The 24,592-nt window shown below is 53.2% G+C and carries 21 protein-coding genes; 7 read left to right on the top strand and 14 right to left on the bottom strand.

Annotated elements, in window-relative coordinates; all coding sequences use genetic code 11:
* Window positions 1–3 precede the first annotated feature (3 nt).
* The 7 genes from AC6I7T_RS25020 to AC6I7T_RS24990 all read right to left on the bottom strand — a co-directional run bounded on the left by AC6I7T_RS25020 (window position 4) and on the right by AC6I7T_RS24990 (window position 7,513).
* Window positions 4–1,125, bottom strand: a complete 1,122-nt coding sequence (locus tag AC6I7T_RS25020) for a zinc-dependent dehydrogenase (protein WP_497790491.1) — start codon at window positions 1,123–1,125, stop codon at window positions 4–6.
* Window positions 1,122–1,754, bottom strand: coding sequence for a phosphorylase family protein (locus tag AC6I7T_RS25015; RefSeq protein ID WP_497790490.1), 633 nt, complete (start codon window positions 1,752–1,754; stop codon window positions 1,122–1,124). Before AC6I7T_RS25015 ends, AC6I7T_RS25020 begins: the two co-directional genes overlap by 4 nt.
* A 50-nt stretch (window positions 1,755–1,804) precedes the next feature.
* A complete protein-coding gene (gene hpnA, locus AC6I7T_RS25010) occupies window positions 1,805–2,806 on the bottom strand; it encodes a hopanoid-associated sugar epimerase (protein WP_497790489.1) in 1,002 nt (333 codons plus the stop codon).
* A 113-nt stretch (window positions 2,807–2,919) separates the two neighbouring features.
* Window positions 2,920–3,342 carry a hypothetical protein gene (locus tag AC6I7T_RS25005; RefSeq protein WP_497790488.1) on the bottom strand — a complete coding sequence of 141 codons (423 nt, stop codon included), beginning with the start codon at window positions 3,340–3,342 and terminating at the stop codon, window positions 2,920–2,922.
* Window positions 3,339–4,463, bottom strand: coding sequence for an adenosyl-hopene transferase HpnH (gene hpnH, locus AC6I7T_RS25000; protein ID WP_497790487.1), 1,125 nt, complete (start codon window positions 4,461–4,463; stop codon window positions 3,339–3,341). Before hpnH ends, AC6I7T_RS25005 begins: the two co-directional genes overlap by 4 nt.
* 26 nt (window positions 4,464–4,489) lie before the next feature.
* On the bottom strand, window positions 4,490–6,496 hold the full coding sequence (gene shc / locus AC6I7T_RS24995; RefSeq protein WP_497790486.1) for a squalene--hopene cyclase: 2,007 nt from the start codon (window positions 6,494–6,496) through the stop codon (window positions 4,490–4,492).
* A gap of 42 nt (window positions 6,497–6,538) precedes the next feature.
* Window positions 6,539–7,513 carry a 4-hydroxy-3-methylbut-2-enyl diphosphate reductase gene (locus AC6I7T_RS24990; RefSeq protein WP_497790485.1) on the bottom strand — a complete coding sequence of 325 codons (975 nt, stop codon included), beginning with the start codon at window positions 7,511–7,513 and terminating at the stop codon, window positions 6,539–6,541.
* Between the two features lie 380 nt (window positions 7,514–7,893).
* On the opposite strand from AC6I7T_RS24990, the gene AC6I7T_RS24985 reads away from it, so the two are divergent.
* Window positions 7,894–8,244 carry a GIY-YIG nuclease family protein gene (locus AC6I7T_RS24985; protein WP_497790484.1) on the top strand — a complete coding sequence of 117 codons (351 nt, stop codon included), beginning with the start codon at window positions 7,894–7,896 and terminating at the stop codon, window positions 8,242–8,244.
* Between the two features lie 42 nt (window positions 8,245–8,286).
* Here the strand turns inward: AC6I7T_RS24985 and AC6I7T_RS24980 are convergent, their stop codons facing one another.
* Genes AC6I7T_RS24980 through AC6I7T_RS24965 form a run of 4 tightly spaced genes read right to left on the bottom strand, consistent with a single transcriptional unit; the run spans window position 8,287 to window position 13,719 of the window.
* Window positions 8,287–9,546: an MFS transporter gene (locus AC6I7T_RS24980; RefSeq protein WP_497790483.1), complete on the bottom strand. Its 1,260-nt coding sequence runs from the start codon at window positions 9,544–9,546 to the stop codon at window positions 8,287–8,289.
* A 14-nt stretch (window positions 9,547–9,560) separates the two neighbouring features.
* Window positions 9,561–10,613: an SIS domain-containing protein gene (locus AC6I7T_RS24975; protein WP_497790482.1), complete on the bottom strand. Its 1,053-nt coding sequence runs from the start codon at window positions 10,611–10,613 to the stop codon at window positions 9,561–9,563.
* Window positions 10,610–11,557, bottom strand: coding sequence for an ROK family protein (locus tag AC6I7T_RS24970; protein WP_497790481.1), 948 nt, complete (start codon window positions 11,555–11,557; stop codon window positions 10,610–10,612). Before AC6I7T_RS24970 ends, AC6I7T_RS24975 begins: the two co-directional genes overlap by 4 nt.
* 5 nt (window positions 11,558–11,562) lie before the next feature.
* Window positions 11,563–13,719 (bottom strand): glycoside hydrolase 5 family protein, encoded by a 2,157-nt coding sequence (locus tag AC6I7T_RS24965; RefSeq protein WP_497790480.1) that lies wholly within the window; start codon window positions 13,717–13,719, stop codon window positions 11,563–11,565.
* A 212-nt stretch (window positions 13,720–13,931) separates the two neighbouring features.
* On the opposite strand from AC6I7T_RS24965, the gene AC6I7T_RS24960 reads away from it, so the two are divergent.
* Window positions 13,932–14,723, top strand: a complete 792-nt coding sequence (locus AC6I7T_RS24960; protein ID WP_497790479.1) for a GntR family transcriptional regulator — start codon at window positions 13,932–13,934, stop codon at window positions 14,721–14,723.
* Between the two features lie 44 nt (window positions 14,724–14,767).
* Here AC6I7T_RS24960 and recN read toward each other — a convergent pair whose 3' ends face one another.
* Window positions 14,768–16,450 (bottom strand): DNA repair protein RecN, encoded by a 1,683-nt coding sequence (recN, locus tag AC6I7T_RS24955; protein WP_497790478.1) that lies wholly within the window; start codon window positions 16,448–16,450, stop codon window positions 14,768–14,770.
* Window positions 16,451–16,643: 193 nt separating this feature from the next.
* On the opposite strand from recN, the gene AC6I7T_RS24950 reads away from it, so the two are divergent.
* The 5 genes from AC6I7T_RS24950 to ybgF all read left to right on the top strand — a co-directional run bounded on the left by AC6I7T_RS24950 (window position 16,644) and on the right by ybgF (window position 21,386).
* A complete protein-coding gene (locus tag AC6I7T_RS24950) occupies window positions 16,644–17,426 on the top strand; it encodes a MotA/TolQ/ExbB proton channel family protein (RefSeq protein ID WP_497790477.1) in 783 nt (260 codons plus the stop codon).
* Window positions 17,410–17,844, top strand: a complete 435-nt coding sequence (locus AC6I7T_RS24945) for an ExbD/TolR family protein (protein WP_497790476.1) — start codon at window positions 17,410–17,412, stop codon at window positions 17,842–17,844. Before AC6I7T_RS24950 ends, AC6I7T_RS24945 begins: the two co-directional genes overlap by 17 nt.
* Window positions 17,845–17,848: 4 nt before the next feature.
* The gene (locus AC6I7T_RS24940) at window positions 17,849–18,664 is read left to right on the top strand and encodes an energy transducer TonB (RefSeq protein ID WP_497790475.1); all 816 of its coding nucleotides are present in this window, start codon (window positions 17,849–17,851) and stop codon (window positions 18,662–18,664) included.
* A gap of 102 nt (window positions 18,665–18,766) precedes the next feature.
* Window positions 18,767–20,125, top strand: coding sequence for a Tol-Pal system beta propeller repeat protein TolB (tolB, locus tag AC6I7T_RS24935; RefSeq protein WP_497790474.1), 1,359 nt, complete (start codon window positions 18,767–18,769; stop codon window positions 20,123–20,125).
* Between the two features lie 382 nt (window positions 20,126–20,507).
* Complete coding sequence (gene ybgF / locus AC6I7T_RS24930; protein WP_497790473.1) at window positions 20,508–21,386, top strand: tol-pal system protein YbgF; 879 nt, start codon at window positions 20,508–20,510, stop codon at window positions 21,384–21,386.
* A gap of 399 nt (window positions 21,387–21,785) precedes the next feature.
* On the opposite strand, the gene AC6I7T_RS24925 is transcribed toward ybgF, so the two are convergent.
* Complete coding sequence (locus tag AC6I7T_RS24925; protein WP_497790472.1) at window positions 21,786–22,736, bottom strand: SGNH/GDSL hydrolase family protein; 951 nt, start codon at window positions 22,734–22,736, stop codon at window positions 21,786–21,788.
* Window positions 22,737–22,739: 3 nt separating this feature from the next.
* A complete protein-coding gene (locus AC6I7T_RS24920) occupies window positions 22,740–24,182 on the bottom strand; it encodes an MBOAT family O-acyltransferase (RefSeq protein ID WP_497790471.1) in 1,443 nt (480 codons plus the stop codon).
* Window positions 24,183–24,592: the final 410 nt, after the last annotated feature.

Below are 24,592 nucleotides of genomic sequence, written 5' to 3'. Positions count from 1 at the left end.
CACTCATTTTCCGGGCTCGATCATGATCTTCATGGAATTCGCGTGCGGCTGGGAGGCCAGCTCAATCGCCTCAACCGCCTGTTCAAGACTAAACCGATGCGAAATCAGCTGAGTTAGATCATAACCGCTGCGATAGCCCTGGAAGACGATGTCCACGCCTTCCTGTTGTATATCCACCGATGCACTGTAGGACCCAAGCAGCGTCTTTTCATCCAAGCAAACCGCACCGGGATCGATGACCGCTTCTCCATGCTGTGTTTGCGCGAAGAGCATCACTTTGCCCCCGTGCCGCGCCGCATCCATAGCGGTCTTGATCAATGCATTGCTCCCCACGGCCAGGATCACAGCATCGGCACCACGCCCATCTGTTTCTGCCTTGGCCCGCGCCACTACATCTTCCTTGCCGGCATCAATGGGATGGATCAAACCGAACTTTCCGGCGATCCGGTGCCTTTCGGCATAGAGATCCGAGGTCAGGATTTTTGCCCCGGAGCGCTTAGCCAAGGAGGCCAGCAGGATACCGATTGGCCCCTGACCGATCACCAGGACCGTCTCATCCGGCTGCAGGTCAAGCATCTTAACGCCCTTAAGGCAGGTGTTCACCGGCTCCACAAAAGCCGCCTGCTCGAAGGACACACCATCGGGAATACGCACAACACCGCCACGTTCGACAATCCAGTCCATGACGCGTACATATTCCGCAAAACCACCGCCAGAGGGTTCATATCCCGCAGTAGCACCCACGCGCTTATACACGAGGCATTGCGCATAGGTCTTCTTTCTGCAGTAATAGCATTCTCCGCAGGGAATGTGATGGAAGACCATCACGCGATCGCCAACAACAAACTTGCTGACACCCGCACCTACAGCAACAATCGTTCCAGCCGTCTCATGCCCGAAGATGCGGGGCGCAGAGTGAGAACCGGTATGGATTTTCTTTAAATCCGTACCGCAAATACCGCATGCCGCGACCCGGACGAGAATCTCGCCCTTCCCAATCTCTGGAACTGGTACCGTCTCTACCCGAACATCATTCACGCCGTGGTATACAGCTGCGCGCATTGTTGTCGGTATAGAAGGAGTGGTATTGGTACTAGTACTCTGATCCAGAGTTGTGGTCGTCATTCTGTTATTTCGTTCCTCTCAATATCTGCTTGAACTGCTGCAGCTAAGTTGCCTATTGCCAGTTTACTGTTTCGCGCCAGATTCAGCAGCGGTTTCCACAGTCTGGGATGCAGAGCCGCGTAAGCGGCAAAAGCAGTCTCACGGAACTGGCCATCTGTGGTGGCAAACCGGGAGGTATCTGCTAATTCGAAATCGGGACCGTCGGAAACAGCCTTGATCACCTGAAAAGGCAGATTATGAACCGCAGCCAAACGTGCCACTGTTGCCGCCTCCATATCTACCAAATCCGCCTGATAGCTTTCGTGCAATCGGCGCTTCTCCTGAATACTGGCAACACGATTCACGCTGACCAGTACTCCTTGCCCGGACTCGGCGGTAAACCGCTCTCCGGTACGGGCGTCGATAACCGTCGCCGGTAAAACGATACTCCCAACAGAGTGTTTCGAACAGCATGCCCCGGCAACTCCAATGGAAACGAGCTTCGTAATCGAACCGGAGCGTAAAGCGGCCTGAACAGCTAAAGCGACCCGCTCCGCTCCCATCCCTGCCGCAGCTATCAAAGCCCGGCTGTGATGATAGACGAATAATTTGGGCTCCGATGAGTTACCTTCTAGCCGCCAACCTTGCACGAGAGGATAAATCTCCCTGCGCAGAGCCGCTATGTATGCAACCCGCCCACTCATTGGGCAGGCTTCGGAGCATAGCCATTCGTCTGAAACCAGTGAATCGCTGCACGTAAAGCTTGATATACGGGCATCACCTGGAACCCTAGAGCCAGCTCGGCCTTCGCCGAAGCAGCAAACATCTTCTTTCCCGCCATACGAACCTCTTCCATCGTGGCCCGAGGTTCTTGGCCACGCATTCCAGCCGTCACCTTCTCCTCGTAATAGGCATAAGCCATTGCGATAAACGGAGGAATCTTGATCTTGGGCGATGGAATACCGGTAATGGTGGACATCTTGTCCAGAATCTGTTTTAAGGTGAGGTTCTCGCCACCCAGGATGTACCGCTCGCCCGACTTACCCTTCTCCAAGGCCGAAGCATGCATCCTTGCGACTTCCCGCACATCGACCAGATTCAGTCCGGTGTCCATGTAGGCAGGAAACTTGTGGTTGAGAAAGTCCACAATGATGCGCCCGGTAGGGGTCGGCCTGATATCGTGAGGCCCAATCGGAGTGGTGGGATTCAGAATAACGATGTCCTGACCGGCATCGGCAGCCTTCAAGGCTTCGAATTCAGCCATAAACTTCGATCTCTTGTAATGGCCAACCATGTCGGCAAGAGACACAGGAGTGTCCTCGTCAACAATGCTTCCATCTTCCTTGAAACCCATGGTTGCAACGCTGGAGGTATAAACGACCCGGCGAACTCCGGCCTCCCGCGCCACACGCAACATGCCGCGTGTTCCATCCACATTCACGTGGTACATGGAATCAGGGTCGCGTACCCACAGCTTGTAGTCGGCAGCTACATGAATCAGTGCTTCACAATCTTTGACTGCGGGAAGAAGTGCTTCAGGATCCAGCAGATCTCCGACGATCTGCTCCCCTTCAATTCCCTCAAGATTGTCCAGCCGACTCGATTTTCGAACTAGAAGCCGAAGTTCCGCACCTTGAGCCTGGAGTTCCCTCGCCACATGGTGGCCAACAAATCCGGTTGCACCTGTCAAAAAAACTTTCATCGTCGTAGCGGCTGTTGGCAATGCCGAGATCACGAGTATTCGGGCTCTTGCTGTGACTTAGCCAGGATCGGCTCACATGACCGATTCCTGGTCAAAGCCAAAACCCGAGTCTTCTAATCGAGACTCTCCGGGTGTAAACCAATATTCTTTTCGCCGCGCGCTTTCTTTTCGTTAAACTTCTTTACCCAGTCTTCCCAGTGTTTTCCTGCCGCGCGATCTTTCCCGGTAAACTCCAGCCTTGCAATCTCGCCATAGGCGATCTGACGCTTTTCCGAAGAGTCAACCGGGAAGAGCCGGACATATGAATCCGCCAGGGTCGAACCAGTCTTCCGATCAAATATATACGCCTCGAAGCGTTCTCCGGACTTTAAGGTGATGGTAATGTCTCCCCGATAGTCAAATGCCTTTTCCAAAGCATCCCGAAGCTCCTCCAGCGAAGCCAATTCGGGAATCCAGCCTTCCAGGTTCTCATGATGCGCACCCGGGGCTACTTCCTGGTCGGTTACTGATACTGTTCCCTGCTTTGCTTCCGTCATGCCCGCGTCTCCTCGTATTCCTTCTCCGAAGAGCCCTTGATCTGGACAAGCGAAGAAGCTGGATGCTCAACCGGCTGGTTCAGCAGATCTAGAGCACCGCGGTCCTCGTATTTCGAGAAAAACGTCGCCTTTGCCGTAGCCAACAATCCACGTAAAGAACCGAAAGTATAGTCGACCCCGGAAGCCTCATAGCCGGAGTGCACCATGCAGTTCGCGCACTGAGGATTACCACTCTCAGTCCCGTAATTCTCCCAGGCGGTTGTCTCCATCAATTCTTTAAAGGTTGTGGCATAACCGTCCTGAAGCAGATAGCAGGGCTTTTGCCAGCCAAAGATGTTGTAAGTAGGCATTCCCCACGGGGTGCAACGAAATTCGCGCTTCCCCATCAAGAACTCAAGAAACAGCGGAGAAGCATTGAAGCGCCAGTTCGGTTTGCGATTCGAAAGAATCGCCCGGAAGAGCTTCCGGGTCTTGGCACGAGCCAAGAAACGCTGCTGGTCCGGGGCCTTGTCATACGAGTATCCCGGAGAGAGCATCATGCTCTCGATTCCGATGCTCATCGCCTCGTCGAAGAAAGCGCGGACCTCATTTGGGTCTGCACCGTCAAACAAAGTCGTATTCGTCGTAACGCGGAAACCGCGCTTTACCGCTTCCTTGATTGCATCTACGGCTATGTCGTAAACGCCGTCACGGCAGACGGCAAAATCATGGTGCTCCCGTAGTCCGTCCAGATGAACGGAGAAGGAGAAATACTTCGACGGGGTGAACTCATTCAGACGGCGCTTCAGATCGAGAGCATTCGTACACAGATACACATACTTGCCACGAGCAATCAGCCCGTTCACAATCTCGACAATCTGAGGATGGAGCAACGGCTCTCCGCCAGGAATCGCCACCATAGGCGTTCCGGCCTCTTCAATGGCCTGGAAGCACTCTTCCGGAGAGAGCTGCTTTTTCAAAATATGCGGTGGATACTGAACCTTCCCGCAACCGGCACAGGCCAAGCTGCAACGAAACAGCGGCTCAAGCATAACGACCAGAGGGTAGCGCTTACGCCCGCCAATCTTATTCTTGAGAACATATTTGGTGACTGCCCACGCCTGGGAGATAGGAACTGCCATGAACCTTTGTCCTCCTTGCGGGCGCCTTAAGCGCCGCGCTCCATTGCCCGCTTGTAGGTCGTCAATGCCAACAGGGGGAAGTAATTGCGATACATGTGGTACGCCAGATAGAAGACGCGAGGGAACCCTGTACCGGTATAGAGGCTCTGCTTTGTCTGCTCTTCACCGATATGCTCGTTCCATGAACCATCCTGGTTCTGCTGTTCGATTAACCAGCGAACACCCTTGGCTACCGAATCGCTTCTGGTGTCGCCAGCGGACAACAATCCAAGAACTGCCCAGGCAGTCTGCGAAGGAGTGCTGAGACCTACCCCTCGAAGGGTGGGATCGTCGTAGCTTCCACAGGTCTCTCCCCATCCACCATCGGCATTCTGCACACTGCGAATCCACTCAGCGGCTTGCTGAATCTCCGGCTCGTGGTTCCACACCCCAATGGTTTCCAGACCACGCAGCACCAGGAAGGTTCCATAGAGATAGTTCACACCCCAGCGGCCGAACCAGCTACCATCCGGTTCCTGCTCGCTCATGATGAACTTGATAGCCTTCTCTACCCGCTTGTCCTTGCGCGTGTAACCGTAGGTGGCCAGCATCTCCAGGATGCGTCCCGTGATATCGACCGTCGGCGGATCCAGCATGGCGTTATGGTCGGCAAAGGGGATGTACTGGAAGATCATCTTCGTATTGTCTTTATCGAAGCTTGCCCAGCCGCCATTCTTGCACTGCATGGCAAAGATCCAGTCAATCGCCCGCTGCGAAACGTCGTATTGATAGCGCTCCCGCGGATTATCGACCTTATTCAGTGCCAGAAGAACCTGCGCCGAATCGTCAGTGTCCGGATAAAACTCGTTGTTAAATTCGAAGTACCAGCCTCCGGGCTCAGAATTGCGAACCTTGACGGCCCAATCTCCCTTATGCCGGACTTCCTTCGACAACAGCCAGTCAGCAGCTTTCAATAACCGGGGATCCTGACGAGAAACGCCCGCTTCTCCCAGGGCAAAGACGGCCTGAGCCGTATCCCACACCGGAGAGACGCAAGGCTGCATACGGAAGGTCGGTTCCTTGTAGTCACCCGAACCGTCGTCCTCGATTCCCAGCTTCTCGAACTCGTCCATTGCCCGAATCATCTGGGGATCGTCGTCCGAATAGCCCAGGCAACGCAGGGCAACAATCGCATTGAGCATGGCCGGATAAATGGCACCGAGGCCATCCGACATCTCGAGACGTTCCAGCATCCAGCGCTCGGCCTTCTTCAAAGCCATCTTGCGCAAGGGACGAATATGAATCGCCTCAAACCAATGCGTAATGCGATCGGTCAACAGGAAGAAATTCCGCCAGCTGATCTTGTTCTTCTTGTCCCAGCGGAGACGAAGGTTGGCATTTTCCCTCCCCCCGACAAAGAGCTCATCGATACATTGCTCCGGAGGAAGCTTCTTGAAAGGCTTCTTCGCATAAATGATCGACAGCGGGACCAAGATCGCCCGAGACCACGACGAAATCTCGTAGATGTTGAAGTAGAACCAGCTGGGGAACAACACGATCTCCGGCGGAACAGCCGGAACAGCATCGTAATCGTATTGGCCGAGGGAACACAGGTACATCTTCGTGAAGGTGTTGCACTCCACGACCCCGCCATGGGCCAGGATCCATTCGCGTGCCTTTACAAGCACCGGATGATCCATGGTCATCCCCATCAATTTGCAGGCGAAATAGCACTTAACAGCAAGGGAAATGTTTCCCGGTCCGCCTGGATAGATGCTCCAACTACCATCTTCATTCTGGTAACGGAGAATCTCCGTTAAGGCACGCTGCATGCGTCCGGGATCACCCGTACCTAACAGCTTGTGCATGTAGATGTAGTCGGCTTCGAGCATGGAATCCGCTTCCAGCTCGCCGCACCAATATCCATCCGGATGCTGTTCGGAAAAAATGTAATCGCGTGAACGTGCGAGAGCAGAATCAACCTGCTCTAACTCCACGTCCAAACGTCCAAACCGGGTACGCCCGGTCTGCGTCTTCGTATGTAAAACACTCATGCGTTTGTCCGCATCGTGTCCTCTAGTTGTGACACGACGCTGCTAGCGAACCAGTACCGGAGAGCCGCCGGGCCCCCCACCGATTGCCTGGACAATCTCCGGAGGCAACCCAAACCGTACATTCTCAGGCATCACTTCTACTTCTTCGACGCCATCAAAGCCTTTTTGTTTCAAATAATTGACAACGTCTCCCACCAGAACCTCCGGAGCAGATGCACCGGCGGTCACAGCAACGGTGGAAACGCCATCCAGCCAGGATGGGTCAATTGCTTGCGAGTTGTCGATCAAATAGGCACGCGTACTGAGATTGCGAGAAACCTCAACCAATCGATTGGAGTTCGAGCTGTTGGTAGAACCGACAACTAGAACCAAATCAGCCTGATGCGCAACATTCTTCACGGCTACTTGACGGTTTTCTGTCGCATAGCAGATGTCCTGCGCGTGAGGTCCCACGATATTGGGGAACTTTTCTTTGAGGGCCTGGATTATGTCCTTGGCTTCATCCAAGCTAAGGGTGGTCTGCGTCAAATAAGCCACACGGTTGGGATCGGAAACCTGAAGATTGGCGACCTCTGCCGCTGAAGAAACAACCTGAGTTACCTCAGGAGCCTCCCCTAACGTTCCTTCGATTTCATCGTGATCCCGGTGGCCAATGAGCACCAGGGAATAGCCCTGCTTGGCAAACTTTACAGCTTCTACATGAACCTTCGTCACTAAAGGACAGGTAGCATCAATCACCTTGAGTCCACGCTCTTTGCTGCGCTCGCGCACGGCCGGTGATACTCCATGCGCACTGTAGATAACTCTTTTCCCTTCAGGTACTTCGTCGATATCGTCAACAAAGATTGCGCCCTTCGCAGCAAGCTCATTCACCACAAAGCGATTGTGGACAATCTCCTTGCGGACATAAATCGGAGCTCCAAAGGTTTCAAGGGCGATCTTTACGACATCAATGGCGCGTACTACGCCAGCACAGAATCCACGGGGCTTCAGCAATAGAACGCGCTTTTCGGACACGGGGGAATCCTCTCTCGCTTCGCTCGGCTGGGTTTCAGTTGTGTTAACAGTCACAGGATTCAGTATAACAAGCGTTTGTAGAATCTCCACTCAGCGGAAAACCCGTTCCAATACAGAAGAAGCGCGGAATCAACAATACGTTAGCTGAAGGCTATGAGATCTGCCCCTAGCAGGAATCTCCTCTCTAACTGCCCCGATATAGGGCGCCTCCCCCATAAACAATAGTCCGTGATAAAGATCGAAGCCATCTCGAAGAAGATCTCCCAACAGCAGCAACGAAATTCACCTCTTATGTAGACAATCCATTATCACCCGGGTATTATCGCAGAGTAACTATTATACCCGGCAACAAAGATCGGCCAATGGGGGAGTCAGAGTGAATGAGTGGGCAATCCATATCTAGAGAAGCTAGAAAAGCTGCTATCGCAGCCTACAAAGAACGCAAGGTTGTTTCAGGAATTTATGCCATCCGATGTACAACAACCGATGAAAAGTGGGTTGGATACGCACCGGACCTATCGACAATCTGGAATCGTATTAGCTCCGAGCTGCGCTATAACAGTCCCCGTTACCGAACCTTGCAATTGGCGTGGAACGAGCAGGGAGCTAATAATTTCTCTTTCGAAGCAATCGAGCACTTCGAAGAAGACGAGCATCCCTTTGCCCTCGATCGGCACAGAAAAGAGCGGATAGAACATTGGTGTTCAGCACTTGTCGCGACCAAAATCTGAAGAATTTCGAAATCTCATGACCGTAAATTACACGGGCACGAATCAGACATTCTGCACCACGGCCGTCTTGTTCTTTATGAGCGGCCGGGCCCAGAAAGAAACGGCACCTACCCAGCCAAAAGAAAGATAGAGAACTAACATTCCTGTTCGTAGTCCGAAGGAATCTCCCAATCGCCCAATCAGCAGAGGAAGAAAAGCTCCCCCCATAATTCCCGAACATAGAATTCCAGCCAGAGGTCCGGGATACTCAAGAATCGAATTAAGGCCTAGAGAGATGATGATGGGCCACATTACCGAAGCACAGAGGCCGATACAGGGAAATGCGACCTTAGCTGCGGCCCCGCTCCCAAACAAACCGACCGTTAATGCCACTAGGGCTCCGCAGGAGAAGATTCGTAACACCAGACGGGAATCCAGAACCTTCAACAAGACCATTCCGATGAAACATCCGACGGTCATCAGTCCCCAGAAGAAAGCTACTGCATTCGATCCGACGGTATGGGGATCGTAATGATGATACCGCCACAAAAACTCTGAGATCCAGTCGGCAGTTCCCTGCTCCGAACCTACATACAGAAACACGCTGAGGAAGAACAACAATACAGTAGGCTTGCGAAGAAGAAAGGCATACATCGTAGCGGTTCCGCTTTCTTCATCTTGTTTGCGCTCTACCTTTGGGAAACGCGAGAAAGCAAGAACCAGGGCCGTTCCAAAGATCACCACGGCAAAGACCCAGTACATCGAGATCCAAGGCAGATTTGCAGGAACTACCCGCGACAGGATACCGATCACACCACTCGATGCACGCCCCTGTTCTTTCAGCCCCTCCACAATGTAGGAGTAGAGGTGAGGGCTAAGGAAAGAGGCAATGCCAAAAATGAGCTGAGCAAAAGCAGAGTTGAACGCAAAGTGTTCTTCTCCACCTGCGGTCCGCAATAGAGGATTAATAGCGACCTGAAGAGCTGCCATGCTTCCGCCAATTACGAATAGCGATGCAACGGCAATCGCATACGTCGGCCACACAGCAATCAGCAGAGATCCAGCCAACGCCGCAGTGAAGCAACCAAGAATGACCTTCTTCTCCCGCCATCGTGCAACGAAAAATCCCGCGGGAATGGAAAGAACTCCATAGGCGACAAAGAAAGAGAAAGGCAATACCGCCGCAGCCGTAAGACTAACCCGGTAGCTGCTGATGATGTCCGGGACAATAGGCCCAAGGATATTCGTTACGAGCGACATAACGAAGAAAATCGCAAAGACCACGACCACCATGTACTTGCTGCGTTGTGTATTGCCTTCCATCGTCGTTCCCGTGCCTATTCCACAACCGTGATCTTGGTTGCAAAGGAGAAACGCCCTGCTTCTGTACCTGCACGGGCATTCAGTGCAAGAGTGATCATCTGTACGGGCAGAATCTCTAGAATCGGCAAAATACTCGGTGGACAGCTCTGCAATCGAAAAGCGCGCATAAGTGCATCACTTCCTATTGCCTCTGCCTGGCCTGCCTGCGAGTGAACATCGGCCAATAAACGGCGATTCAGCTCGATCGTTGTATCTTCGCCATCAAAGACCGTGACGAAGGTCTCATCGCTCAGCATCTCCATTGGGCCATGGCGAAAAGCAGCACTGCTCATGCCTTCTGCATGAAAACGGCTTGATTCCTTCATGATGAGAGCGCCCGTCCTGGCAGCGGCCAGAGAGGGGCCACGTCCAACGAGAAAGAGCTGTTGAATTCCGTCGAAGTGATCGGCTACTTCTACAACATGCTCCTTCCAGTCCTTCAAATACTCGGCCACAGCAGCCTCTGCGCTCTCCAATTGACTTGAAGTTTTATCCAGGTCGAGCCCGCAGAGCACAGCACCGGCGAATTCCATCATCATCAACGCCGTCACATAGGTTTTGACGGAAACAGAAAACTCCGGTCCTGCATAAGTTAGCAGAGTTACCGATGCTTCCTTTGCCAATGGACTATCTTCCGTGTTGGTAATAGCCAGAACCGGGGCTATACCTTGATTGATCTGTAGTAACCGGATAATCTCCGCGCTCTGTCCGGACTGCGACACGACAACGAAGAGTGTCTCAGGGCCAATCAATGAGCGCATATAGTGCACTAACTCCGAGGTCTCGACCAGCAGAGTTGTATAACCCGCAGCATTCAAACGCAGGCTCAAGGGATACAGACCATGAAGAGAAGAGCCCATTCCGGTAAGTACTACTCTGCGGAAACGTCCTGACTGTAAATCTCTTGCCAGCGAATTCAGACCTGCCGAGAGGTCCAGCTTTTCGTATGTCTTATGCAGAGCCTTGGGTTGTTCCAAAATATCGTGTACATACGCACCTTCTACGATCTGATACTTTCTAGAATTCACTTCATCCTCACTTCCGGTTGAAAACGATGGCGCCATACTTGCGCCGCGCCAATCAGACCCACTTCCGGACCAAGCCGCGCAAGCGTAATCTCGCAATCGCGAAAAGGCACCAGGCGGCAGTTCTCTTGAATGACCTTCCACATCACCGGCATAAACAGATCCGCACTTTTCATCACGCTGCCGCCAAGCGCAATACAGTCAGGCAGAAAAATCGTTATGACGTTTGCCAGTCCCATTCCCAGATAGCGGCCCACCTGTTCGATGGTCTTGACAGCCCAGTCTTCACCGTCACGGGCTCGCTGGCATATCTCTGCGGCAGAAGGACGACTGGCTTTTATCTCTGCCGGAGCGAGTTCGTAGGCTAGTTGTTCCAGAGCTGGACCTGCGGCCATTGCCTCCCAGCAGCCGGTAGCGCCACAGGTACAGTGAGGACCATGAGGATCGAGGATGTGGTGACCCAATTCCGGATGGGACTGATTCACTCCGCGATAGAGGACACCGTCGATGAGAATCCCTGAACCGATGCCGGTCCCCACCGTAATGCAGATGAAACGCTGCTTACCGCTTCCACTGCCCCAGCAGGCTTCTGCCAGTGCAGCAGCATCGGCATCGTTCTCCATGGCAACCGTCACCCCATAGTGATCGGAGAGCCAGTTCACAGGATTTGACCCTGACCAGCCGGGTAAGGTGTTTACATCCTCTAACTGCCCGGTAAAAGGATCGATGGGACCTGTGCAGCCGATTCCAATTCCCTGAATCGCCCCTCCCACCTGCTTCATCAGGCGATCGAGAATATCCACAACACGCTGCATGGCAGCAAGGAAACCAAGCTCGACTTGAACCGGAGTTTCCTCTTGGGCAAGTAATTCTCCGTTCTCATTTACGAGGCCAACAGCAATCTTCGTACCGCCAATATCTACTGCACCTAACAAAAGTCTTCCCACCCGGCCTACTCCCAACGCACTACCATGCTTTGAAATGGTTCTAGATTGATCGTCCAGGAGGTCTTTGCATCCTGCCCGACAGACGGCACTGTTGCTTCCTTATCAGGAAGGATCTGCCAAAGCTTCCGAGCTCCTACGGTCGAGGTCAGTTTTGCAACCTGCTTGGCGTCGGAGTGATTCACGAGAACCACATATCCGCGATTGCTGCCGTTTAACGACGAAGCTTCAACCACCGCATTCCCCGACTCGAAGGGAGCATAGACATGAACCGATTTGCGAAGCGCCTCATAGATACGGTAGGTCGGTTCGTTCTTCTCGAAGGCCATCGGCTTGCTAGCCAGATAGAGTTCAATCGGATAAGCACAGAGAAGCGTCTGCCCCTTCTCCAGCTGATTGGCAACCAGGGCAGGCCGTCCCTGTTGATCGACAGCGATTACACGTCCGCCGTGGACGGATAGAACTGCAGCCCAATTCGCCGAAGAGCCGGCCGAGGCATCGTAATGGAACACATCTCCTGGTTTCAGGTCTCCATAGGGCGCAACCACCTTCAAGGTCACGTCCGATACAGGTACACGGTCGACCAGTCTGGCCCCAAAGAGTTGCTCCATCTCCGGAATGGCGGCATCGCCGCTAACCGAGGCATAGAGCGCACCTCCATCTCGCACATAGGAGGCAGCCTTCGTCCAGAAGTCCGAATGGAGATGGATCAAGCGATCTTCCGTACTTGTTAAGGGGGAGGGCAAGAGGACAAGGGGGTGTTTCTGCCAGTTGTCGTATTCGCGCGGCATATCCGCCTTCATCTGGGCTTGGCTGGCAAGAATGTAGCTGGAGATTAGCCCGCCCATCAGCCTGTTGTTTCCCTCTCCTCCACCAGAGGACTGGCTTTGTCCCGAAACTGTTCCACCTTCCACCGTCGAGGTATAGGGAACAACCGAGGGACCGGTAAGCCCAAAGTGAGACATATCGCCATACGGCTTTGACCACTCCTGGGGGATCAGGAGTGCGGCTTGCGCTGCGGAAGGTTCGACCCCGTTAAGGTCCAGCTTTCCGGTAACCGCCGAGAAGTCTCGAAACATCCTGGCTGCCGGACGTTCCTTGCGATCCCAAGTCACGAGCCCGAACTGAGTCTCGTGCGGCGACCGCAAATAAGGCACTTTGTGGTACTGGTCGGGTGCGGCGTCGGTATAGCACCAGAGTAGAAAACCATTGGCTCCAACGCCCAAACTAGAGTGCATTAGCGCAGATTCGAAGGTTGCAATCCTCTCAGGGTCATATTGCGCGGAGGATGCACCCAGCTCCTGCAGCATGACCGGTTTTCCAGCTCCACCCGAAAGAGCTGTCTCAAATGAACCGCCGTAGGTTTGCCTTGCCGAGAGCATGGGATCGGGAAAAAGATTCGCAGCATAGATCGTGTAAGGATGCACGCTGAAGAAATCGACCTCATCGCGAATAAGATCCGGACGAAAAGGTCCATGCCCAACATCCTGCATGCTGGTTCCTACTACCAGAGGGTGGACGTCGCCCTGCTTGCGCATTGCCCAAGCGATCAATCTCGTCCAATTAATCGCCATTGCATCCGAGGTCGAATCCACAGCGATCCAGAAGGGCGGCTCATCGGTAAGATCCCAGGAGAGAATTTCGTTCGACTTGCCAAAGCGCCGAGCAAGCTCGGCTGCGAAATTGGTTTCCAAACGCAGCATCTCCGGATCAGCGTGAGGATGCCGTCCATGCCGATACGGCACATCCCAATAGGCCTCTCCCACCTCTCCGCCAATCAGCAGACAGGGATGCAGATAGATGTGGTACTTCTTTGCCAGGGTGATGAGGTATTCGAGCTGGCGGAATGCTTCTTCGTGATATTGTCCCGGCCTGGGTTCAAACCATGCCCATACCAGATCGAGGCGAACGGTATTCACCCCCAGCTCGTGCATCTGAGCAAAATCTGCCTCGATGGCAGCCGGATCCCACTCGTAGGGCCATTCCATGGCGGCCTTTGCCGGAACCCAGTTCACGCCCACAGGAATGAAGCGCTTCCCCTCGCTCGCAAAGTAGCTGCCGTCCAACCGCACTGAAGGCAAGCTGACCAGATCCTTACTCTCGGCACGTGCACCGGAAGCCCCCAGGCAAAGAGCAAGAAGCATACAGGCTGTCTTGAAGTTCATCCGTTCCACTTTCTGTCCCCTATCGAAACGTCAAAATCGCGCTGGCAACCGCGAATCAGCTACACGAAGCACATTGAGGGAGTATCCAATCCACCCCATGTCCCCGTTCCCGTTCAGTCCCGGTTGTCTCCTTTGCGAATACCTAGCATCATGTGTATACAACCTGTTGTCAAGGGAAATTCTGAATAGGTCCCTTATAATCATCACTGCATATGATTTCAGTTTCTCCGCTGAACGCTCCGTCCCAAACCGATGTTCGGATCAAGGTGACGCTCGATTCCACAAGTTTTGTTCCCTACTACGAACAGATCGCCGAACAGGTCAGGCAGCAGATTCAGGCAAAGGTGCTGCTGCCGGGAGCAGAGTTTTATTCCGAAGCAGAGCTATCCAAACTACTTGGAATCAGCAAGATGCCGGTTCGCCAAGCCTTTCAGAAATTGCGTTCCGAAGGTCTGCTGGTAATTGCCAAGGGCAAACGGCCTGTGGTGGGAACGGAACGGGTTCGCTGGGATTTTCAAGAACTGAGGGGATTCAGCGAGGAGATGAGGCGTCGCGGCCTTAAGCCCTCTGCCCGCGTCCTTGCTATTGAACGGCAACAACCGACGCCGGAAACAGCAGAGGCCCTTCGTCTTGAGCCTGGACAACAAGTCTATTATTTAAAGCGTTTACGCTTCGTCGATCAGCATCCGGTGGCAGTGGTGACCAGCTTTCTGCCTGCACACGTCTTTCCTGAACTGGAGAAGGCAGATCTGGCCGGGCAGTCGCTCTACTACGTGATTGAGAACGTCTACCATCGGCCTTTGCAGGGTGCGGAAGAGGTAATCGGCGCAATCAATGCCGGTCCCGATGAAGCAAGTATCTTGCAGACGACGGTGGGCAGTGCACTCCTGATCGTGCGGGAAACAACCTACGACATCCAAAAGGTCCCGATCGAATACAGCATCTCGTTATTGAGGGGTGACCGTTACACCGCGTCAGTCACATCACTGCGCAAAAAGCCTTAGCTCCCCTGAGTACCATGCATGATATGTGTACAGGCTCCTAAAGGCTAGCGGCTGGCCTGAATCATCTGTTCTGCATTCTTTAGCGAGGCTTCAGTCAACTTCGCACCGCTAAGCATGCGGGCCACTTCGCCGGTTCGCTCCTCCCCAGCCAGCAGACGGACGTTGGTCCTGGTCCTGCCCCGTTCCTCTCTCTTCTCAATCAGGAAATGCTGATCGGCGAAGGCCGCTATTTGCGGCAGATGAGTAACACAAAGAACCTGTTGCGCCCGGGATAGAGCCTTTAGCTTCTGACCGACTGCTTCGGCAGCTCTTCCGCCAATACCGATGTCGATTTCGTCAAAAACCAGCGTGCGAGGAACCGCCGTCTTCTTCTTGGTCTTGGAAGCACCCTCCTCGACGCTCACCTTAAGGGCAAGCATGACGCGGGACATCTCACCTCCGGAGGCAATTTCATCGAGAGGCTTGAGCGGCTCTCCGGCATTGGTAGCAATACGATAGGAGACCTCATCCCAGCCATAGGAACTCCAGATCGACTGTTCGTGATGAGCTGTCACCTCTACGGCAAAGACCACCTTCATGGCGAGATCGTTAATCTGGCTCTCGGCCAGCTTGGCAAGCTTTTTGGCAGCGGCGGCTCTGAGCAGCGTCAGCTCATCGGCGGCCTGCCGGAATTTACCTTCTGCACGAGACAAGTCTTCGCGCAGACGATGTACGATCTCGTCCCGATCTTCGATCTCGGACAACTTCGCAGAGACATCCTCGCCAAAGGAGATAACCTCTTCGAGAGTCGAGCCGTATTTTTTCTTCAGTCGGCTCAAGAGCTCCAGACGATCTTCAATTTCCGCCAAACGGTCGGGAGAAGCCTGAATGCCTTCGGCATAGTCCCGCAAAGTGGCACTCACGTCGCCGACAACGGCGCGAGCAGAAATAATCTGCTGAACAGATTCGGCAAAGCGTTCGTCGTACTTTGCCAGCTCCTGAATATGGTTCAGAGCGGCACGGAGGGCAGTTTCAGCCGAAGTTTCTCCCTCGTAGAGCAGTTCGAAACCGGTCATAGAAGCGCTATAGAGCTTTTCGGCATTCGACAGGACCCGTCGCTCGGTTTCCAGAGCCAGATCTTCCCCTACAACCGGCTTGACGGCCTCAATCTCCTTCCTCTGAAAGGACCACATATCGGCCATGCGGAGGCGATCCTGCTCATCCTTCTCGAGATCTTCCAGCTTTTTCCGGATCTCCCCCCAGGCCTGATAGGCAGAGGCTACGGAATCGGTTGAGATTCCAGCGAAGCGATCCAGCAGATTGCGCTGCTGGGCCTGATCGAAGGCTCCAAGGGTCTCGCTCTGAGCATGGACCAGGGCCAGTTCGGGTGCCAATTGGCGCAAAACTGCCACCGTGGCAGGCTGGTTATTGATGAAAACACGGCCTTTACCGCCGGTATGGATCTCCCGGCGCAAGATGATCTCGGCCCCGCCTGAGTCGATCCCGTTCTCTTCCAGGATCGTCTCGGCAACCGCTGTGGATTCGAAGACACAGGAGACCACGGCGCGATCTGCGCCATGGCGGACCACGTCGGAAGAGGCCTTTTCGCCCAGCAATAAAGCAAGAGCATCGACCAGAATGGATTTCCCGGCCCCAGTCTCACCCGTTAGCAAATTCAGCCCTGGACCGAAAACGGCAACTGCATGGTCGATGACCGCATAGTTCTCCGCACGTAATTCCAACAGCATGCAATACCTCTTAGGTTATTGTCGGCCGATGCCATGCATCTACTTAAACATACACAGATGGGAATCCGAGCCGAGAATAGCACGCCAAGATACCTCTTCGATGACAACAAAATCTTTACCTAAGCGTTTCATTCTACGAGCAACTATTTGGTATCGGGTCCCCCATTCTGCTAACTTGGAAGCCTAGAGAGTAATGACACACCTCATAGCAGCGTTTGTTCTCTTCCTGCAAACCGAGGCGACACCCGCCCCAGCGCCAAGCGGTAATGCGATTCTCGAAATGCTTCAAAACATGGGAATCCTGGCGACCTGTGTGTTGGGTCTGCTTGTAATTGCAAGTCTTTTCTCATGGACCATCATTTTCGGGAAATGGTCCAGTTTCAAACGGGCGAAGAATCAGAGCCGCCGTTTTCTGCGTGCTTTCCGCAAGGCGAACCGCCTGCAGGAAATCGCAGCCGTCAGCGAGCAGTTCCAGCCTAGCCCGCTGTGCATGATTTTCGACGAGGTCTACGAGACCTACCGCCGCCAGACCGGTGGCTTCGGACCGCCACGCAATAGCGCAACACTGGAGCGCAGTGCTCAGATTGCCGCCAGCGAGGCACTAACCAATATGGAGCGCCGCCTTCCCTGGCTGGCGACCATTGCTTCCAGCTCTCCGTTTATCGGTCTCTTCGGAACCATCATGGGTATCGTCGATGCCTTCCATGGTCTGGGCACCGCTGGATCGGCCACCCTGCGCGCTGTAGCGCCGGGCGTTTCGGAAGCTTTGATTACCACCGCCGCCGGCTTGCTCGTAGCCGTTCCGGCGCTCGTTGCCTATAACCAATTTGCCGCCTCGCTACGCGAACTTGGCGGACGCATGGACGATTTTATTCGCGAACTGCTGAACACTCTGGAAGAGGTCCCCGGGGGACGCTCGCCACATTCCTCTTCTGACGTTTTGGAAAGGGAGCCAGCACGTGGCATTCACGACTAGCAGCGGCAAAACACAGTCAGCGATGGCGGACATCAACATTACTCCGCTCGTCGACGTCGTGCTGGTGCTGTTGGTGATCTTCATGTTGACAGCACCGGTACTGCAGTCCGGCATCGATGTTGCTGTCCCAAAAACAAAGACGGTCAAGGAAGTCACAGAGCAGCGTAAGGTTCTCACGATCAACCGCGATCAGGAAGTCTTTCTAGGGGACAAGCCGGTGAATCTAAACGATCTGCCGGTCATCCTCCGTACATCGGACACTGATCCGGCGCACCAGGTTATCTATTTGCGTGCAGACGAACGCGTTCCTTTCGGAGCTTTCGCTTCGGTCATGGACGCAGTCAAACAGGCGGGGATTTCCAATATCAGCATCGTGACGCAGCCCATAACTCAAAGCCCCTCAGGCGCAGCGAGGTAAAGCCATGGGAGGCTTTGCAAGCGACCGCTCTTTAGGTGCGTTCCGAGACCAGCAGGAACGCCTGGCCATGCCCTTCATGGGCGCGGTCATCATGCATTGCGCAATTGTGGCGTTCCTATTCCTCTTTGGAGTTGTGCACTTTCACCACGGTGACTCCTGGGGCACAGAGAATCCCGGAGGAGCTATCCAGGCCACACTTGTGAGCCAGGCCACAATTCCACTACCACAAGATCAGAAGCCAACGGACAACGTGCTGGCCACCGAAACCCCCAGTCCCGCTCCAGCACCTCCTACTCCGAAGGCTCCGACGGTACAGGAAGACAAGGCTATTCCCATTCCGCTGAAGAGCACTCAGCCGAAGAAGGAACAGCAGCAGCAGACTGGAAAGCAAAGTAACTTAAAACCGCCTACTACACCGCAGCAGAAGAATTTGGCTCGGTATGGTGAAGCTGCGCCTTCCTCCATGCACCAGGCTACTCAAGGAAACGTCGGCAATAATCCGGTTTCCGTCGGCGGCGGCGATTTCGGTTCCAAGTTTGGTTATTACGTAAGCATTATTCAACGCAAAGTACGTGAGAACTGGTACACCCAGACGATAGATCCACGAACGCCACTCGGATCCCAGGTCGTAGTAGTCTTTTCCATCCACCGAGATGGCACCGTTTCGAATGTCCAGCTGCAATCGAGAAGCGGCTCGCCGACATTTAACGATACTGCTGTGCGAGCAGTACAGCGTGTAGACAGTTTTGGACCTCTACCGGCGGGATACAACCAGAGCACCGTATCAGTTGCGTACACCTTCACGTTCGAAGGCAAATGATATTGAGAGTGAAAACAAGTCAAACCGGCAGTATAGGCTCCTAATACCTTTCTGGGAGGGAGCTGAAGTAAGCACTGTACAGGTTTTGAGGACATGGACACGATGATCAGTAAGGATAAGAAAGCGATACTCCTCCGCGCCTTCTCTGTCTGCGCATTCGTTTTCCTGGCCGCGGGTCACAGCCTCGCGCAGGATTGGATCCGCACAGGCACGAACCTGGGTGTACAGCGAATTCGTATTGCAGCCGCAGACTTCAAGGCCATATCGGCCGACCCCCAAACACCGCAATTAAAAGCTACGTTCGATTCAACGCTTTATACCGATCTGCAAAATGCAGGCATTTTCGATGTTGTCTCGAAGAGCATGATTCCGACAGTCATGCCTGGATCGCCGCAGGAGATCAATGCCGCGCAGTGGGCAGCCCCTCCATCGGACGCCGCTATGGTCGCCTTCGGCGGATTAGGCATCAACGGTGGCAAGCTAGTGGTCAATGGCTGGCTGCACGACGTAAAGAATTCGCAGACCCCGGAAATCCTGAGTCGCCAATATACGGATAACGCTTCCCAAGACAGCGCCCGTTCGATAGCGCATAAGTTTGCCAACGAAATCATTCTTCGCTTAGGCGGCATTGCCGGCATCACCGACACCCATATCTACTTTGTTTCCAATCGTTCAGGAGCAAAAGAGATCTGGGTGATGGACTACGACGGTCAGAACCAGCATCCGGTGACACATCTGGGCAGTATGTCACTCTCACCCCGCATCTCACCGGACAATTCGCGCGTAGCCTTCTCTTCCTTGAATCCGCGCAGCGGTTGGGCGATTCGGATGTTTTCTCTCGTACTGAACCGTCCGGTCAGCTTCCCTGCGGGCACTAGCGGTGGCACGAATCTCTCTCCGGCCTGGTCTGGAGATGGATCGCGAATCGCATTCTCCTCTTCCCGCTCGGGAGATCCGGAGATCTGGGTGAGCGATGCCAATGGCGGCAAGCCAACTCGCATTACGGCCTTCGCCGGTCCCGATGTATCCCCAGTATGGAACCCTCGCACGAATTCCCAGATTGCCTGGGTAAGTGGCCGCTCCGGACTGCCACAGATTTACATCATGAGTGCCGATGGAACCAACGTCCAGCGGATGACAGATGGCGGATATGCCACCTCTCCGTCATGGTCGCCCAATGGCCAGTTCCTCGCCTTTGCGTGGAATCGTAAATATGGACCTGGAGCACCTGGCGGACAGGACATCTACATCATGGACATTGCCTCCAAGCGCTGGACTCAGCTCACGCACGAAGCAGGACGCAACGATTTCCCCTCCTGGTCTCCGGATAATCGCCACATTGTCTTCCAGAGAGAGGTTGGAGGAAAGAGCGAGATCTGGTCCATGCTGGCCAATGGACTCGAACAGCAGCAATTGACCAAGAGCGGCAGCAACACCATGCCCAATTGGAGCTGGAAATAGAGGCATCGCCATTGCGGTTTCTGCATAGAAAAAAGCAAGTAGAACGAGGCCATTCCGTGTAGGAATGGCCTCACTTTTTAGAGTGTGGTGTTCTCGCCTCCTCACAATTTGAGGAGGTCTCAAGCTTGGCATCGGGGGAACACACAATATCTCCGGACCGAGCGAGTACAATTTAGTTTTGGGACAAGATTGCGGAAACGCAGCGATGCGGGCTCTCACTCGGGTCGGCATTTGGTCCTAGTTGTCTCCGGGTGTTCCGAACGCAGTGCAGCACCAGAATCGCTGTGCTGGGTTTAACCTGGATAGGTAGGTAATTTTTTGGCCGCGGCAGTTTTTGGCATGGATTGGCGCTGCCGCATTTCGATTTCTCAGGTCGCAAGCAATGAAACTGTTTCGCTATACCGCTGTTGCCGCCCTCTCTCTTGCCTTCACGGTTCCGCCTGCACGCGCCGTCTCGAAGGAGATGATTCAGCTCCAAACGCAGGTCTCACAATTGCAGGAGCTGGTTCAGCGCCTGCAATCGACTACGGATTCTCGTTTTGGGGTCTTGCAGCACTTAATTGAACAGACGTCGGATAATCTCAATCAGATTACACAGAGCGTTACCAGCCTGCAGCGCACGATGCAGCAGCAGACGGACGGATCAGGCCAGAAGCTGGACGGCATTTCCGGTCAGATTCAAGCTTTGAACGATTCAGTTGATGAACTCAAGACCCGTTTCGACAAGATTCAAAAGCAAATTCAGGATTTACAGCCACAGCCTCCGGCACAAGCTGCTCCGGTTACCGGTGCGCCAACCGATCCCAATCAGCCGGGAAACGTGCCTCCTCAAGGTGGAATGGCATCTTCGGCACCGCCTCTGCAGTCTCTCTACCAGAGTGCATTAGGAGACTACAACGCCGCCAAGTATGAGCTGGCAACCTCCGAGTTCAGCGACGTAGTCAAGTACTACCCCCAGGAGAATCTGGCAGGCAATGCTCATTTCTATATTGGCGAAATGTCTTTCCGGCAGGGCAAGTACAAAGATGCCATCAAGGAGTATGACGCTGTCCTGGAGCAGTTCCCCGGAAACAATAAGGCTCCTTCGGCTCAGCTCCATAAGGGCGAGTGCTACATGCAGCTCAATCAGAACGACGCCGGAGTTCGTGAGTTTCGTGCTCTCGTTCAGCGCTATCCCCAGACACCAGAGGCACGCCAGGCGCGTAGCCGTCTGAATGGCATGGGAGTTCGTCTGAGTCCCAAACCAAGCTCAGCACGTTAAGGAAAAACCTTTCACTGAAGAGGCTCGGGGTTCCCGAGCCTTTTTCATTTGCCGTCAGGAATCGGCCACTCAGAAAACCATACCCTCGCGATTCGCGTCCTACGATTGCTATGCCTGAAAAGATAAAAGATTCCGACGCTCAAAAAGGGGCTCATGAAACCGAGCGTCCCGGTGAGCTATCGCAAACAAACCTGGACACTCAAATTCCGCAGAGAACAAAATCGGATTTTCTCCAGGAAACCGACAATGATTTTCCGGAACCCGGTTCAAGCCCCGAGCACAGCGGACAAACCGGAGGGGAAAAGCCTGCCTGAAGCATTTCTCTCATCGATGTAACCAAGACACAAAAGCTTACGTAGCGTTCTATCCTGGCATGTCGATACCTATGCGGGAAATGCTTTAAAAGGCCCCGGAAGCTTTCTCTTTCAACACTCCAAGCGAAAACAGCTGTGCAGTCAATTGCGAGGTAAAGATTTCCCTACCCGCGGTGGAAACGTGATTGGAGTCTGCAAACATCGAGGGTTCCCCAGTAGGAAATTCTTCATCACCGTCGATATACCGAAGCCCATGCTCCGCCGCTACCTGACGGAACCAGCCTTTTAGCCGGACGACCTCCGGTTGCGCTATTACTGGGGCAGGCATTGGGGGATCGACCATGACCACCGGAACCCCTTTTTCTGCGGCCAATGCCAGAATCTGCTGAAACGCTGCCTTTTCGAGATGATCAGGTTCTGCACCTGCCACAGAAAGATGAAGACTAGAGAATACCTTCGGAGGTAATCCGGGAACTTTCTTCCGAACATACCCTCCGCGATAGAAATATGGATCGATCATCCTTCGTACAAGCGGATAGCTGAGAAGTTGATCCGCCCCGCGATTCACGATGAGCACGAACATATCTTCCCAACCCGAGGGTCCCGGGTGCATCCTGGAATAGTTCATGAGAAGCTGGATCTTCATCCGTGGCGGAGCGTCAAAGAACAATCTGGGATCGTCGAATTCCGGAGCACGCGCTACGTTCGCGGGATAGGCTTCGATTACGCAAAGCTTGGGGCGATGTGAAGGATTCCTCCATGCCTCTTCCAGGAGAGGCAACATGTGATAGAAATCCAAGCCGTCATAGGCCAAAGCATAGGCCGTCAAGCCGGTCTTCGCTTCAAGGAGCTGTATGTCATATCCCTGGCGAGTATGCGAAGAACCGACGAATAAGATATCGACATGATCCAGGCGCAATTCTCCCTGCAGCCCGGCATTTTTCAGGGAGAAATGCTGCTCGAAACAGAACTTGAGTCCAACGAGAACCAGCAAAAGCAGAACGGCAAGGGATATAACCTTGAGGACTTTCTTCATAGGCTAGAACTGGAAATAGATAAACGATGATGCTCGCAAAACTCCGAATATAAGGATTGCCTGCAGCAAAATAGCGATCGTCGCAGCTTGATAGGAAAAAGAAATACGTAATTTTTCCTTTAGCTGGAAGAGTTGCTTTTCCTGGACCCACTCCATTGCAAACATAAGTCCCACGAAAAGGAAGGTTGTCGTCATAACACCCAAGGCCGTACTGTCATCCGTCGCAGCACGAATTGCGCCTTGGATGCTCTCCATACTTAGAGATGTCGAAGTCAGGATCTTTCTGACTATCTCAAACACAGATCCTATATCTTGTGCGCGGAAAATTACCCAGCCTAGCCCAATAAAGGACAAAGTAATGACACGGCGAACTGCCGTCCAGTAAATCCCTGGACGAAGCCATAGATGCCCCAAGGAGTGTTCTAGAACCAGAAGCAGGCCGTTATAAAAACCCCAGAGAACAAAAGTCCAGTTTGCGCCGTGCCACAATCCGCTGATAGTAAAGGTAGCTAGTAAGTTGATATAGAGCCGGGGCACTGGTACACGGCTCCCGCCCAGCGGGATATAGACATAGTCCTTAAACCATGTCGAGAGCGAAATATGCCATCTCCTCCAGAATTCGCTGATGCTCGTTGAAAAGTATGGATGCCGGAAGTTAGTCATCAGTTCAAAGCCCATGATTCGCGCACATCCGATTGCAATGTGCGAGTACCCACAGAAATCGGCATAGATCTGAACGGCAAAAAGCACGGTCGCTAACAGGAGTGCCAGCCCGGATTGTCCGTGCCAGCTTCCGTAGATTTTGTCGACATACATTGCAGCCCGATCGGCAACGACCATCTTCTGGAAGTAGCCCCAGGCAAGAAGCATCAGACCTTCGATCACATTTTCAATCTGGAATTTATGGTCCCGATAAAACTGGTGCAGGAGATTCTGCGGCCGTTCAATTGGACCTGCAACCAATTGCGGATAAAACATGACATAGAGAGCATATATGCCAAAGTTACGTTCAGGAGCCTGATTCCGCCGATAAACTTCGATCACGTAACTAAGACTCTGAAAGGTGTGGAAGGACAAGCCAATAGGCAGAATGATCGATACCAGAGGAAGATTCTCCGGAATCCTTACCAGCCGCTCCAGAAAGCGTCCTGACAATATGAAGAAATCGTAATACTTAAAAAGAAACAGTACGAAGCACGTGGAGAGAATGCTCACGTACAGATAGATTTTTCGCTCTTTCCCTTCTGCCGCAGCTATCTTGATAGCCATGAAATAGTCAATCAAAATCGTGGCAAACAAGATAAAGATGTAAATAGGAATAAAGGACATATAGAAGATACAGCTCGCAACAAGCAGCATCTTCCATCGCCACTTCCAGGGCAGAACGAAATAAAGCCCCGTCACAACAAGGAAAAACAGACAGAAAGACAGAGAGTTAAATAGCATGGGACTACTCCAGTAGGAATGAAATTTTCCCAGCAAAGCTCAAGACACAATCATGCAAAAAACCGAAGACGCAGTGTTCCGGTAAACGAAGAGAGAATAATCTATGTTTTAACGATAAGCAGAAATAACTTGTATCCCGACATTTGATTCAGATGAGAGTACAAGCGCAAAGGGAGCCTGCCTCGGAACGAAAATTTGTCCTTCGGCTCAGATATACCTTGGAAATAAGTTCAAAGAGACTATAGAAGCACTGGTATGGACGGGGATCTGACAGATCTTCTCTTCCAGATATGCAGCATGCTCTTTCAGCGATACGCGTCGGGTAGAAACGGAAACAGATTTCCATTGGAGAACAAGGGCCGGGCATTTCTTTTCCTGCAGATTTAAGTTAAGCACTTTCGGCAAACCCT

Source organism: Humiphilus diazotrophicus, assembly GCF_059726315.1.
This window is presented reverse-complemented; position numbering and strand designations above follow the sequence as displayed.

Excerpts from the sequence above, each read along its gene's own strand:
- AC6I7T_RS25020 (WP_497790491.1), bottom strand. The coding sequence starts at position 1,125 with ATGACGACCACAACTCTGGATCAGAGTACTAGTACCAATACCACTCCT.
- hpnA (WP_497790489.1), bottom strand. The coding sequence starts at position 2,806 with ATGAAAGTTTTTTTGACAGGTGCAACCGGATTTGTTGGCCACCATGTG.
- AC6I7T_RS25005 (WP_497790488.1), bottom strand. The coding sequence starts at position 3,342 with ATGACGGAAGCAAAGCAGGGAACAGTATCAGTAACCGACCAGGAAGTA.
- hpnH (WP_497790487.1), bottom strand. The coding sequence starts at position 4,463 with ATGGCAGTTCCTATCTCCCAGGCGTGGGCAGTCACCAAATATGTTCTC.
- shc (WP_497790486.1), bottom strand. The coding sequence starts at position 6,496 with ATGAGTGTTTTACATACGAAGACGCAGACCGGGCGTACCCGGTTTGGA.
- AC6I7T_RS24985 (WP_497790484.1), top strand. The coding sequence starts at position 7,894 with ATGAGTGGGCAATCCATATCTAGAGAAGCTAGAAAAGCTGCTATCGCA.
- AC6I7T_RS24980 (WP_497790483.1), bottom strand. The coding sequence starts at position 9,546 with ATGGAAGGCAATACACAACGCAGCAAGTACATGGTGGTCGTGGTCTTT.
- AC6I7T_RS24965 (WP_497790480.1), bottom strand. The coding sequence starts at position 13,719 with ATGAACTTCAAGACAGCCTGTATGCTTCTTGCTCTTTGCCTGGGGGCT.
- AC6I7T_RS24960 (WP_497790479.1), top strand. The coding sequence starts at position 13,932 with ATGATTTCAGTTTCTCCGCTGAACGCTCCGTCCCAAACCGATGTTCGG.
- recN (WP_497790478.1), bottom strand. The coding sequence starts at position 16,450 with ATGCTGTTGGAATTACGTGCGGAGAACTATGCGGTCATCGACCATGCA.
- AC6I7T_RS24950 (WP_497790477.1), top strand. The coding sequence starts at position 16,644 with ATGACACACCTCATAGCAGCGTTTGTTCTCTTCCTGCAAACCGAGGCG.
- AC6I7T_RS24940 (WP_497790475.1), top strand. The coding sequence starts at position 17,849 with ATGGGAGGCTTTGCAAGCGACCGCTCTTTAGGTGCGTTCCGAGACCAG.
- tolB (WP_497790474.1), top strand. The coding sequence starts at position 18,767 with ATGATCAGTAAGGATAAGAAAGCGATACTCCTCCGCGCCTTCTCTGTC.
- ybgF (WP_497790473.1), top strand. The coding sequence starts at position 20,508 with ATGAAACTGTTTCGCTATACCGCTGTTGCCGCCCTCTCTCTTGCCTTC.
- AC6I7T_RS24925 (WP_497790472.1), bottom strand. The coding sequence starts at position 22,736 with ATGAAGAAAGTCCTCAAGGTTATATCCCTTGCCGTTCTGCTTTTGCTG.
- AC6I7T_RS24920 (WP_497790471.1), bottom strand. The coding sequence starts at position 24,182 with ATGCTATTTAACTCTCTGTCTTTCTGTCTGTTTTTCCTTGTTGTGACG.